General features: G+C 39.2%; 10 protein-coding genes. 4 read left to right on the forward strand and 6 right to left on the reverse strand.

Going from position 1 to position 14069, the window contains the following annotated elements:
• Positions 1-614: 614 nt before the first annotated feature.
• A complete protein-coding gene (locus GQR54_RS12775; protein WP_024589769.1) occupies positions 615-1472 on the reverse strand; it encodes a tetratricopeptide repeat protein in 858 nt (285 codons plus the stop codon).
• 111 nt (positions 1473-1583) lie between these two features.
• Between GQR54_RS12775 and GQR54_RS12780 the strand changes: the two genes are divergently transcribed.
• Complete coding sequence (locus GQR54_RS12780; protein ID WP_166378092.1) at positions 1584-2894, forward strand: amidohydrolase; 1311 nt, start codon at positions 1584-1586, stop codon at positions 2892-2894.
• 93 nt (positions 2895-2987) lie between these two features.
• Here the strand turns inward: GQR54_RS12780 and GQR54_RS12785 are convergent, their stop codons facing one another.
• From GQR54_RS12785 to pomA, 4 genes are all read right to left on the reverse strand, one after another.
• A complete protein-coding gene (locus tag GQR54_RS12785; protein WP_166378094.1) occupies positions 2988-4928 on the reverse strand; it encodes a DNA topoisomerase III in 1941 nt (646 codons plus the stop codon).
• 70 nt (positions 4929-4998) lie between these two features.
• Positions 4999-5484: a hypothetical protein gene (locus GQR54_RS12790; RefSeq protein ID WP_166378096.1), complete on the reverse strand. Its 486-nt coding sequence runs from the start codon at positions 5482-5484 to the stop codon at positions 4999-5001.
• Between the two features lie 283 nt (positions 5485-5767).
• Positions 5768-6688, reverse strand: coding sequence for a flagellar motor protein MotB (locus GQR54_RS12795; protein WP_166378098.1), 921 nt, complete (start codon positions 6686-6688; stop codon positions 5768-5770).
• Positions 6689-6690: 2 nt separating this feature from the next.
• Positions 6691-7458 (reverse strand): flagellar motor protein PomA, encoded by a 768-nt coding sequence (gene pomA / locus GQR54_RS12800; RefSeq protein ID WP_166378100.1) that lies wholly within the window; start codon positions 7456-7458, stop codon positions 6691-6693.
• A 321-nt stretch (positions 7459-7779) separates the two neighbouring features.
• On the opposite strand from pomA, the gene GQR54_RS12805 reads away from it, so the two are divergent.
• The 3 genes from GQR54_RS12805 to dxs all read left to right on the forward strand — a co-directional run bounded on the left by GQR54_RS12805 (position 7780) and on the right by dxs (position 10880).
• A complete protein-coding gene (locus GQR54_RS12805) occupies positions 7780-8022 on the forward strand; it encodes an exodeoxyribonuclease VII small subunit (protein ID WP_166378102.1) in 243 nt (80 codons plus the stop codon).
• Between the two features lie 2 nt (positions 8023-8024).
• A complete protein-coding gene (gene ispA / locus GQR54_RS12810) occupies positions 8025-8912 on the forward strand; it encodes a (2E,6E)-farnesyl diphosphate synthase (protein WP_166378104.1) in 888 nt (295 codons plus the stop codon).
• 105 nt (positions 8913-9017) lie between these two features.
• The gene (gene dxs / locus GQR54_RS12815; protein ID WP_166378106.1) at positions 9018-10880 is read left to right on the forward strand and encodes a 1-deoxy-D-xylulose-5-phosphate synthase; all 1863 of its coding nucleotides are present in this window, start codon (positions 9018-9020) and stop codon (positions 10878-10880) included.
• 73 nt (positions 10881-10953) lie between these two features.
• On the opposite strand, the gene GQR54_RS12820 is transcribed toward dxs, so the two are convergent.
• Positions 10954-14040, reverse strand: coding sequence for a ligand-binding sensor domain-containing diguanylate cyclase (locus GQR54_RS12820; protein ID WP_166378108.1), 3087 nt, complete (start codon positions 14038-14040; stop codon positions 10954-10956).
• Positions 14041-14069: the final 29 nt, after the last annotated feature.

Here is a 14069-nt window from a genome sequence, read left to right on the forward strand (position 1 = left end):
TAAAACCGAAGTTTTATTTAACTCTCTGAGTTGTTCGTGCCTCGCTATGCGTTGGCGTTTCCCGTCTCAGTGGGGTCGCATTATAGGGAGCAGCGGATTTTACGCAAGCGTTATTTGCATAAAATAGTAATTAAAATTAAGCCCCAAGCAAGCACACATGATAAGCACAAGTTACCCACAAAAACCTGTTGATAACTCTTGTTTTTTCATAGCTAAACCATACTAAAGCTTTTAATTAAAACCCTAAAAATACAAAAAGCACCTATATAGGTGCTTCTCAAAAGTAATAGTTATTAGAATCTAGGGTCTGTTTATCTTTCAAGGTTAAATTTGCAGCAGCCTATTTGGTATTCAGGCAAGGCAGAGCCTATGTAGTGTGGTTACTCCCCATAAATAGGCGATAACGTAGCATTAATGCCAAACAGGCGCTGCCCAAAGGGTTCTTCCTAGGGGCTATTTACTCTTTGTTACTCGGTTTTTACTTATTCTTACATGGATGTAAGCCAGTAGGGTAACGCAGGAGCAGTTACCGAGCCCACTAGGTTACAAATCTCGCGCCGCGATTAAACAACCCCTAGTTTGAACAAATTTTAATCCGCTAAGAGCAACAGACCCTAGTATAAAATACTATATAACTTGCGACGATACTTTGCTGCGAGCGCATCACCATCGGGTAAAGAGGCAATAATGGCTAAAAAGCTTGGTTTCGCTTCATTGAAATTCAGATCTTTTTGCAGCACTGTAAATAGTATATCCAATGCTTCTTCTTTTCTGCCTGCTTCATTGAGTAAAATACTGAGCTCTTCTTTTAATTCTAGGTCATTTGGGTACTTTTCTACTTGTTGTTGCTTTTCTTTAATCTCTGGTGAGTCTTTTGCTTCAAGCGCGGCTTCGCATTTTGCTTTTATATTATTAAAGTAAGCATCTTGCTCTTGTGCATCTATTGTATTTATAAGCGCTTGCGCTTCATCTACCTTGTGAATTTGAATACATATGTCTGCTAGCACTAATTTGATACGTGCATTACCGCTGTCTATTTCATAAGCTTGCTTTGCATAATTAAATGCAGCATTTAAATCTGACTTTAATAACGCTTGCTTTGCTTGTTCTAACAGTAAGTCTTGTTGTGCAGGTAAATGCTTTGCTAGGGCTTCGCGTATTTGTGCCTCACTTTGAACACCTGCAAGTAAATCTACTGGTGCAGAGTCTTTTAATAATACAAGCGTAGGCAGTGTTTGCAGACCAACTTGTTGCGCAAGTTGAGATGCGAGTGCTTGCTCTGCATCGCAATCTAGGTTTGCTACTACTATATAGCTTGCATATTCTGCTGCTACTTTATCTAAAATTGCAGCTTGTCCGATGCAGTCAGGACTTTGAGGAGAGAAAAAGTTAAGCAACACTAATTTTTGCTGTGATGTTTCACCGAGTACTTGTTGAAGGTTTTGCGCATTAATACTAACTATGTTGCTCATTGAATTGATTGCCATATTCATCTATTTAGGTTTTTATATGGTGGTGAACATAATAATTACAAGTCATATACCTAAATCACTCGGTATACATATTCAACAATGAGGGAAAACATGAAATTAACTTACCTAAGTGCAGCACTTTTATTAGCAAGTCCATTTGTACAGGCAAATGGACTCGATTTGAATTTAAGCAAAGCCATGCCAGCTATAGAAAAGTTTTACCTCGATTTACACCAATCGCCAGAGCTTTCTTATCACGAACAAAAAACGGGTAATAAAATAGCGGATAAATTAACTCAGCTGGGTTTTAAAGTAACAAGTAATGTAGGTGGCTTTGGTGTTGTCGGCATTTACAAAAACGGAAACGGTCCAACCGTGATGATCCGTACTGACACCGATGGCTTACCTATTATAGAGCAGACAGGAAAGTCCTATGCCTCAAAAGTTAAAGTAATAGACGAGCATGGTGCGAAAGTAGGTGTAATGCACGGTTGTGGCCACGATATTCACATGAGCTCTTTTATTGGTACTGCTGAGCAATTAATAGTACACAAAGATCAATGGAAAGGCACTTTGATGATGGTTGCACAGCCTGCCGAAGAAGTTGGTGGGGGTGCTAAAGCCATGTTAGGCGAAGGACTATTTAGTAAATATGAAAAACCTGATCATATAATTGCTTTGCATGTAAGTGCTAGCGTCCCCGCTGGTAAGATATCAATGAAAAATGAATACACTATGGCAAGTGTAGATTCTGTCGATATTACAATTAAAGGTAAAGGTGGTCATGGTGCTTATCCGCATACAACTATAGACCCTGTGATTATAGCTTCACGCACAGTACTTGCTCTGCAAACAATCACAAGCCGAGAACTTTCACCGCTAGAGCCTTCGGTTATTTCGGTTGGGTCTATTCATGGTGGCTCAAAACATAATGTGATTTCGGATGAAGTAAAACTACAACTCACTCTCAGAAGCTATAACCCAAATGTTAGAAGTGCTCAAATAGCAGCAATAAAACGAATCACAGCAGGTATTGCACAAAGTGCTGGCCTAAATGAATCAAACTACCCTGTAGTATATGTACATGAAGATGAATCTATTCCATCTACTTATAATAACCCAGCACAAACAGACATTGTTAGACACTCTATTGCCAGCGCAATTGGTGATACTAATGTGCTTGAAACACAAGCTGTAATGGCGGGTGAAGACTTTGGCCTATACGGACGCACCGATGAAAATATCCCGATTACCTTATTTTGGCTAGGTGGTGTAAACCAAGCACAATATGCAGATTCTATAAAAACAGGTGAAGTACTCCCTTCCCTACACTCTAGTAAATTTGCACCAGATTATAAAGTTGCTATCCCTACCGGAATAAAAGCAATGAGTAACGCTGCTGTAGCTTTATTTAATAAGTAACCTGAATTCTGGATAATAAATCTATCTCAAGCAGCTATTTTCAGCGCTAACTGCGTTGAATTTATTTGCAATAGGCCAGCTATGGCTCTGTAGCTAACTAGCAACAGAGCTTTTTTTATAACTCGATTTTTTAAAGGTCGCTTTTCCACCTCGTTTAGCAAAGCGTTTTTTAGGTGAGCTTTTTGGTAACCTTGCAAATGCATTGCTATCGCAGTTTGCTGCTAATTGTACAAACCCATTTAAGTCGGCAAGTAACGGTTGTAAAAATTGCTGATAACTCATTACTTGCTGCGCAATATCACCTAAGCTTGATTCCCACTTTGCGGTTAAATCAGGACTCGCTAAACCTTGTGGTAATACGCTAATAAGAGCAAGCCCCGTTTCGGTCGCTCTAATTGACTTACCTTCACGTTTTAAAAAACGACGTTTAAAAAGCAACTCGATTATTCCCGCACGTGTTGCCTCCGTACCTAAACCATCGGTGTCTTTTAATACTTTTTTAATTTGTGGATCTTTAACATACCGGCTAATGCCCGTCATCGCAGCCAATAATGTAGCATCGGTAAAATAAGCAGGGGGCGACGTATGCTTTTCGACTACTTCGCCTTTATCGCAAAAAAGAGGCATACCTTTTGTTAAAGGAGGTAGCGAGGCTTCATCTTTTAATTCAGATTTACCCATCAACACCTTAAAACCCAAGCTTACATCTTGTTTTGCATTTGCTTTAAATAATCCGCCAGCGATTGTTATCTCTGCTTTAGTTTCGTTATATATATAGTCGGGATAAAACTGAATTAGGTAATGGCGGCTTATTAATTGATATACCTTCGCTTCGTCACCGCTCAAACTCGCTGACTTTAACTGCTTAGCCGTAGGCACAATGGCATGATGGGCAGCCACTTTTGAATCGTTAAAACATTTACTACGCTTTTTTACATCAGCCCCATTTACCAATTCGGTGCTTTGCCCACCATTAGCACTTATAGCTTTAAAAATAGCAGATGCATCTTGATGGTGATCTTTAGGTAAATAACGATTATCCGAGCGTGGGTAGGTCAATAGTTTATGACGTTCGTAAAGGATTTGGCAAATATCCAATACCTTTTGAGCTGCCATACCAAAAGCTTTAGCCGCATCTATTTGCAGTGCAGATAAATTATAAGGTAACGGTGCACTTTGTTTTTTTTGTTTTTGGTCAAGTGAAGTAAGCTCAGCACTTTGCTTTGTAATGCGTGAAGCAACATTTTCTGCGAGTGCTTTGTTAAGTATTCGCCCTTCTTCATCTTGATGTGGCTCACATGCTTTACTAGGAACCCACTTAGCTATGAATGGCTGGTTATCTGGAGTAAGTAAATGTGCCAGTACATCGTAAAAAGGCTTAGATACAAAGTGTGCTATTTCGTTATCTCTATTAACAACAAGACCCAAAATAGGGGTTTGAACCCGCCCTACCGAAAGTACATTACCAAATCCTGCTTTTTGACCAGCTAATGTATATGCACGCGTTAAATTCATACCAAATAGCCAATCAGCACGAGAGCGCGCTAAAGCAGATACACTTAACGGGATAAAATCTCGATTAGAGCGCATAGCACCCAGTGATTTTTTTACTGCGGACAAATTTAAATCACTAATGAGTAAGCGCTGCGTACTTTGTTTTTTAGTTTGACTTATTTTAGCTTCTTCAATTACTTGATCGACTAGTAGCTGGCCTTCACGGTCTGGATCGCCAGCGTGAATAAGTTGCGAGGCTTGTTTAATTAATTTTTTTAAAACAGTGAGCTGTTTACGTGTTTTGGTTTTGGCTTTTAACTTCCACTGCTCAGGTATGATAGGTAAGTGTTCAAACTGCCACTTTTTAAAGCGCTCATCGTAATCATCGGGTTCTGCTTGTTCTAGCAAATGTCCAATACACCACGATACACAATCGCCATTAGCGACTTCTATATAACCATCATATTTTTTATGTGGTTTCGGTAACGCATCAGCAATAGCGCGTCCAAGTGAAGGTTTTTCTGCAATGTAGAGTTTCATAGCCTGCTCATCACTGTTTATATAAACAGTAGTCTAGCACAGCTATTTTAAAGGAGGGAACTTTTTGTAACTATTGGCTAGCTGGGCTTTTTTTGTCTTTTGTTAAAATATAAATAAGCGGAAGATAACAAACAACAACGGTGCCTATATTAATAAATGGCAATAAGGTTTTATAAATGTATGTACTATAAGAAAGATCCCATAAATGGCGATCAACTAATCTGAAAAGTTGTAAAATAGGGGCACTTACAACAACAAGCTGACCGATAACACACTGCCACAAATGCACTTTATCTTTAAGACCCCAATAGGCAATCAGAGCCATCCACGCCAGATCATTAAATGCCCAGACAACATAACGCCAAATATAAGGGTCATCAATAGTTATTAGATCACCGTAAATTAAAGTACCGTACAAAAAAAAAGCAGCGGTAACTAACACAAAGCGAAGTGCCAGATAATCCTTACGTAAGTAGAATACAAAAATAGCTGGGAGTAAAAATAGCACCCAGCTAATTTCGAGTATTTGCATACTACTATTAAACCATGTAGGCATAGAGTTACCTAATCTGGTTTTGTGTCATCATCCTGTCCATTTCCATTGCCAGGCATGTAGCTAAATTTATCTAACTTTTTCATAATTGATATCCTGTAAGTAAAAGTTATTATTGTTTAGAAGAAAAACTTCCACCAATCTTGAGTTTGGCTATCTGTTTTATCATCATCATCACCATTACCCAGCATATAACTAAATTTATCGATATTCTTCATGGCTGACTCCGTTACATTTGTTATTGAAAGCTTACTTTATGATAAATAAACGTATTTGCCAAGTAAAGTTATCTTACATCAATAGGTGCAGACTCTTTTGCCTTACCTTGTAAAATAGAAATCTCGACACGACGATTTCTTCGGCGGTCTTCATCTGTATCATTTGGTACAAGTGGTCTTGTTTCAGCTCGCCCAACAACCATCATCCGAGTTTTGTCAAAGCCAGATACTTTTTGTAACTCGCTTGCTACAGCAACAGCTCGCTTAGAAGAAAGATCCCAGTTGTTTATGTATAACTCATTCGACACCTGAAAATCATCCGTGTGCCCAGATACCGTTATCTCCCCTGGCACATCCTTTAAAAGCACACCAATATCTTTAATTATAGGTTTAAACTTAGGCTGTAGAAATGCACTACCTGAAGGAAACGAACCATTTTCTCTGATACGTATAATTATTTGCTGCCCCAAGGACTCGAGCTCAATTGCGCCATCGATTATTTGAGTTTCTAACTGTTGGGCTATTTTTTTGACTAACTCGTTAGTTTGCTCCTGATCGGCCGAAGACGTTGCTTGTTCAGCTCCTTGACCTTGCGAAGTACTACTGGATTCACCACCTCGTTTGTCACCACGCTGCTCTTGCCTACCACCAGCTGAGCTTTCATCACCAGCTTGAAACTCTAACATTTGCTGAGTCATTTCTACTGTTTGTTGCTGAATAGTTTCAATTGGGGTGGGCTCTGGTTTACCTGGAGTAAATTCCATGGCAATCACAGAAGTTCCTTTAGGGATATCTTTTACTTCAATTTTGTTTTGTACACCAAAAGCAAACTTCATAGAGCCTGCAATTTGTTTAAATTTGAGTACATCCATTTCAGAAAAAGCCAACAAGAGTACAAAAAAGCACATTAATAGTGACATTAAATCGGCAAAAGTTCCCATCCATGCAGGTAGACCTGGTGGCGGACATTTGCACTCTTGATCAGACATAGTTACTCCTCGGTATCTACTTTACGTTTTGATTCAGCTAAGTAATTTTTCAATATACCCTCGATTACTTTCGGGTTTTGGCCATCTTGAATACCTAGAATTGCATCTAAGATTAATCGCTGATTCATAGCTTCCTCATCTTTACGTAGCTCTAATTTAACCTGTATAGGTATAGCTATAACATTAGCCAAGAATGCACCATATAGGGTTGTTAATAACGCTACAGCCATTGCCGGACCAATTGCCTTTGGATCATCCATGTTAGATAACATCGCAACCAAACCAATTAAAGTACCAATCATGCCCATTGCAGGCCCTATGTCAGCTAAAGACTTAAATAAACCCGCCCCCATTTCATGGCGAGTAGTGGTTAGAGAAATATCTTTTTGAAGTGTTGCGCGAACTACATCTGCATCATGGCCATCGACGAGCATGTCGACTCCTTTGCGCATAAAGGGATTTGGTATTTCAGCTTCTTCGAGTGCTAAAAACCCCCCTTTACGAGCTGAATCAGCAAGCTCAACTGCTTTTTCTATAAGCTCTTCTGGCGTTTCAATTTTAAACATAAACGCTTTAGTAACAACTTTACCTATACCCAAGAATTGCGACATAGTGAAGTTAGATAAAACAATAAAAAGTGAACCACCAAATACAATAACTACAGATGGGGTATTATAAAACATAGCGACTTCGCCGCTACTACTCATGAACATGGACATAACAATTAAGCCAACTGCGCCCAAAATCCCTATAATGGTTGCTAAATCCACATTTCCTCCAGAAGTTTCATGCTTAATGGCCTTATCATAAACTTTTATTATTAACTGCTTATCGGCAACATATTGAATTGCTTGAGCCATTTTTATAAATAAACATAAAAAGCAGCCTTAAACACTATCTTAGATGAAGTTCTAAGGGCTACCTAATTATCAATTGATTTATTAAACCAACAGACCGCTATTAAGGCTTTATTAATGCACTTGAAATATAATTTAACGTCATAAAGGTAAAAAACCAATATCATCCTTTGACCTAGTTTAGCATTCCCCCTAAAATTGACCCCTAAATTTATTATGTAAGCTGAAATAAAGATGGCGACTAAAAAACCTGAAAACTTAAGTTTCGAACAAGCACTAGAAGAATTATCTACAATCGTTAGTGACATGGAACAAGGTGACTTATCGCTTGAGCAATCGTTAAAGCAATTTGAGCGTGGAATAGCATTAGCAAGTGCTTCATCAGGGAAATTACAGCAAGCAGAACAAAAAGTATCAATTTTGCTGGGGAATGGCGAAAAGTCAGTACTTACAAATTTTGATAATGATATGGAATAGCTGTGAGCATAAAAAATCATATTGAACGTGCTCAAAAAGATGTAGTAGCGACCTTACAACAGCATTTTAACCAGCCTCTCGATACAGAAGAAACGGTAAAGAACGCCACCCAGTATGGATTATTTAATGGCGGTAAAAGATTACGTCCATTTTTAGTTTATGCCACAGGTAAAATGCTCGGCGTAAACCATCAAGACTTAAACGTACTTGCTGCTGCAATTGAGTGCATTCATAGCTATTCGTTAGTTCATGATGACTTGCCGGCAATGGATGACGACGATTTACGCCGTGGACGCCCTACTTGCCATATAGAGTTTGGCGAGGCAAATGCAATTTTAGCCGGTGATGCTCTTCAAACTCTTGCTTTTGAGCTTATTGCGAATCACAAATTTGAATGCTCATCGCAAACACAAGTAAAAATGATTGCGCAACTTGCCCATGCATCAGGTCTTCAGGGTATGGTTGGCGGACAAGGGCTTGATATAGCAGCAACAGATAAAGTAATTACCGTACAAGAACTGGAGCGAATACATAAACTAAAAACCGGGGCTCTAATTAATTGCGCAATTACACTTGGTGCACTTTGCAGTGAAAAGGCTGATCAACAAACCTTAGAAAATTTAAGTGTTTTTGGGTATGCTATAGGGCTAGCATTTCAAGTACACGACGACATTTTAGATGTTGAAGGCGATACGGTTACTTTAGGAAAGCCACAAGGCTCCGATATTGCCGCGAATAAAGCGACATATCCGGCATTATTAGGTATGCTAGGCGCTAAAGAAAAGGCGCATAATTTAATTCAACAAGCCCATGAAGCGTTAGCAAATATAGATGCTGACACAACACTTCTTGCGTCGCTAGCAAATTACCTAATTGAGCGTGACCACTAATTTTTGCTCATACGTATTGCAATTAGCACTGACATTATTACTCAACATTAATTATTCGTAAAAGCTTTGAATTAATTAATGTTAGCGAAGGATATATATAAAACCATGACACTTGATAGTAGCAAGTATCCATTACTTAATTTGGTTGACGAGCCAGCCCAATTGCGTGACTTAGCGCAAGACAAACTCCCTGCATTTAGCAATGAGCTGCGCGATTATTTACTCAACTCAGTATCGCAAAGTAGCGGTCATCTAGCGTCTGGTTTAGGGACGGTTGAACTAACCGTTGCGCTGCATTATGTTTATAACACTCCAGACGATCGCCTAGTTTGGGATGTGGGTCATCAAGCTTATCCGCATAAAATTCTTACTGGTCGTCGCGACCAAATGCACACTATTCGCCAAAAAGATGGTTTGCACCCTTTTCCTTTTCGCGATGAAAGCCAATACGATACGTTTAGCGTAGGCCATTCAAGCACATCTATTTCAGCTGCTTTAGGTATGTCTATTGCTGCACAAAAAGAAGGTAAAGGTCGAAAGTCTGTAGCCATTATTGGTGACGGAGCTATAACCGCAGGCATGGCATTTGAAGCGATGAATCATTTAGGCGATGTAAAATCAGACATGCTTATTATTTTAAATGATAACGAAATGTCGATATCTGAAAATGTTGGCGCATTAACAAATCACTTTGCTCGAATTTTATCAGGTAGCTTTTATACTAACATTCGTGAAGGTAGTAAAAAGCTACTCTCAGGTGTACCTCCGGTAAAACAACTTGCCAGTAAAATGGAAGAGCACATTAAAGGCATGATGATCCCGGGTACCTTCTTTGAAGAATTAGGCCTAAATTACATTGGCCCTATTGATGGCCACGATGTAAACATGCTTGTAGATACATTGCGTAATATGCGTAATTTAAAAGGCCCACAGCTTTTACATATAAAAACGCAGAAAGGTAAGGGCTATAAACCGGCTGAAGCCGATCCTATTGGCTACCATGGTGTACCAAAATTCGATCCGAGCACAACTAGCCTACCTAAATCTAAACCTAGTGCTGCTACTTTTTCAAAAGTATTTGGTGATTGGTTATGCGATATGGCCAAGCAAGATAGCAAGTTAATGGCTATCACACCTGCGATGCGCGAAGGTTCAGGCATGGTGCGTTTTTCTAAAGAGTTTCCAGATCAATACTTTGATGTTGCCATTGCAGAGCAACATGCAGTTACTTTAGCTGCTGGTTTTGCCTGTGAAGGTTTAAAACCTGTTGTGGCTATTTACTCAAGCTTTTTACAACGTGCGTATGACCAATTAATACATGATGTTGCACTGCAAAACTTACCTGTATTATTTGCCATTGACCGCGCTGGTATTGTTGGAGCCGATGGTGAAACTCACCAAGGTGCGTACGATTTAAGCTTTATGCGCTGTATTCCAAATATAGTAATTATGGCACCAAGCGATACCAACGAGTGCCGCCAAATGTTGTACACTGGTTATAAAGCAAACTGCCCTGTTGCAGTTCGTTACCCTCGAGGTAGTGCAGGTACTGCAGACATTGAAAGCACTATGCAACTGCTTGAAATAGGTAGGGCAGATACGGTTAAGAAAGGCCGTAAAATTGCCATTTTATCGTTCGGTACATTACTTGAAAATGCACAGCTTGCTGCAGATGAATTAGATGCAACGCTTGTTAATATGCGTTTTATTAAACCACTTGATACCGCACTTTTAAATGAGCTTGCAACTAGCCACGATGTAATTGTTACGCTTGAAGATAATGCGATTGCTGGCGGTGCCGGCTCTGCAGTTAACGAATTCTTAGCAACGCAAAAAGCTGATATTAATATCCTTAACTTAGGTATTCCTGATGAGTTTATTAAACACGGCACCCAAGATGAAATGCACGATGAAATGGGATTAGGCGAGCAAGGAATATTAACCGCTATTAAAGCGTTTATTAATTAACTTCCTATACATCTAAAGTTGAGCATATTAAAAAAGGAGCCTAGGCTCCTTTTTTAATATCAAATATTGCTGATCAGCGCATCCACACTTTAATATCAGCTAGGCCATTGCTTTGTAAAATACCTAATTGTTGATCAACGTTAGAATTTTGTTCAAACTCAAATGCATCAAGCTGATCATCAAACGTAATATTTGCAACACCATCACCACCGCGCTTTTTAACTTGGTGTAGTGAAATATCTGCTAGGTTAATAGATGTCTCCCAGCTAATTACCTGCCCACCCAAAAGTGGTAATGGATAAAATGACCAACCAATTGATGCCGTGATATTAGTTGTTTTTCCATTTGGTAATTGGAATGAATTAGCCGCTATTACTTTACAAAGATCTGAAGCATAGCTGTCTATTTTATTGCATTTAAAATCACGTAATAATAGTAAAAACTCATCACCACTCCAACGTGCCACATAGTCAGAACCCTGCGTACGCGAATTTAATAATGCAGCCATTTGCTGTAAGCAGCTATCACCTGCAATTGGGCCATAGGCATCATTGATACGGCTGAAGTTATCAAAGTTAATAATTACCAGCACCAGTGACTTGCCTTGTGCCTGCAGCGATTGTGAATTACGTTGAAAGTGTTCGATATCTTTAGGGAGTTGATCAAACAAAAAGCGACGGCTACGCAGCCCTGTTAGCTCATCTGAGTGACTAACTAATTTAAGCTGTGAATTCACTTGGCCTAATTTATCATTAGCTTGACGAAGCTCTAAGGTACGCTCGGTGATCAAGCCCTCTAATGCTTCTTGTTTTCTACGCTCTTGCGCTCTAAACACCCAAAAAATAAGGTAGAAAAGCAAAATAAAGCCACTGGTAATTAAAAGCCTAAAGTAAATAGTTTCATCAAATCGCTCAGGCACTACAAAACCATATTCTACTTCTTGCGCTTTAGTCCAGTCTTCACCTTGGCGCTTAGCTTCTAATTGAAACAAAAACGAGCCTGGAGGCAAGTTAGTATAAATAGCTTCACGTCGCGTATTAGCATAGCGCCAATCACTATCTAAGCCACTTAGTTTATATCTAAATTCAATACTGTTTGGTGCATAGTAATCAATAGCTGTGTAAGTTAGCGTTATATCACGCTCGTCTGTTTCTAATGATGGTTTTTTACCAAGCGCAGCGGTAGTTAAATGACGAAGTGGCGTTGTTATTGTTTCTATTGTTGGCTTTAATGCAAGCACACCAAATAGCTCTACGTTTTTAGGTATTTCAACAACACCTTGTAAGCTTGGGTACCAAATAGAATTACCGGTGTCTGCTACCGCATCATGCCCAAGTCCACTACAACATTGATTCGCTTTACCATCGAGTTGACGGTCAAAAGATGAAATTACTTCTTCAACTTTTAAGCTTTTTATTTCTGTTTTAAATTGCTCTACAGGCATTCTGTAAACACCTTTCATGGTGCTTACCCAAACATGCTTTAACTTTTCATCATATTCTAGGCTAAATATAGACCCATACGGTAAACCATTAGCTGCATCGAGTTGACGCCACTGCCCTTGCGTACTTCTGTAAAAAAGCCCATCGTTAAGAGAGCCGATCAAAATACCCACGCCATCTATATGTAACACGCTAGTTACGTATGCACTTTCAAGTGTTGTTTGGTCACCAATTTTTTCAATGCCGCGGTCTGTAAAGTAATATGCGCCTTTACTAGTACCAATCACACCAAAGTTTGTTTTATCCAATACGTAGGTAATAAACTTACTACCTAAAAAAGCATTATATGCAAAAGGTGTTAAACCAGCATAATTTAATCGATATAAACCGCGTCCGGTACCAATCCAAAAACCGCCTTTACTAGAGCGACTTATTGCAAACACAGGATTATCGCGAAGCGCTCGACCTGGGACGGTATAGAGTGTCTTGTTTTCAAAAACAAATAAGCCACGTCCTGTAGCTATATATAATCGTTCACCATCAAATTGTAGATCGTGTACTGACGCGTATCCATATTTACTACTTGGAACTAAATTAATAAAACTTTTATCTAAATCGAAATAACCAATGCCGCTTTTGTTAGCAACCCACAGTTTCCCATCGGGAGCTTGGCTAATAGCCATAACAGATTCGGTCATATTTGAAACCGCTGAATGCCTTTCTACTCGCCCTTCATGGACAAGCCATAAGCCTTCACTAAAACTTGCTAACCAAACGTTATTTTTATCATCTCTAAAAATATCAGCAAACCATATGCTTTGATCAAGTTGGCTTGGCTCTACCCATTGCCACTCACCGGTTTTATCTCTAAACAATAAACGTCCATAAGTCGAAATCCACAAGCCACCATCGGTATCACTCATAAACTTATAAACGGCTGAGTTATTTGCATTAGGTAAAGGAAAAGGCCTTAGTTCATCGTCTAAATCTAAAAAGTAAGCACCTAACTCAGAGGCTATATACAAATTACCATTTAAGAATGATAAATCGTGCACTATGGTTTGCGCTAAGCGCTCTGGTAACGATATTTTTGCGGTAAGCTCTAAACGTAATTTAGAAAAATCTGATGAGTTTTTTGTAAGGCGCAATAAATGACGGTCATTAACCAGCCAAATACCTTCAGGAGAGAGTGCCATTTGGCTAACAGAGCCAACAATTTGGGTAATTACGGTAGCATTAACAATAGGTAGGGGCCCATTTACTTCAGTGCGTAAATCAACTTGCCCTCTATCTACATAGTATAAACCATTGGCCGCAATCCATATGCTGCCTTTAGAGTCCTCAAGAATATCTATTACTGGACCTTTAATATTAAACTCTTGTGCTGCAAATGTGGCTGGATTAATAACTACCAAGCCACTTTTAGTACCTACCCATAATAAGCCACTAGAATCGACTAAAAGTTTATTAATACCATTACTAGGCAAGAACGGGCTATTTTGCGTGTTGTAGTTTGTAAATGTTGTGCCATCAAAACGGCTTAAGCCAAACTGAGTACCAAGCCACATATAGCCTTGCTGGTCTTGTACTACGCTTTTAAGTGATTGCGAAGGTAGACCATCTTTTATATTCCATTGCTTAACTACGTAATCACTAATTGAAGCCCAACTTGGTGTCGCGCACAACATCAGTACACAAACCAGTAAAAATCGCATCATATTGCTGCCACCTAGTTAAACAAATCAAA

It is taken from the genome of Pseudoalteromonas sp. Z9A4, from assembly GCF_011378845.1.
GTDB lineage: Bacteria > Pseudomonadota > Gammaproteobacteria > Enterobacterales > Alteromonadaceae > Pseudoalteromonas > Pseudoalteromonas arctica.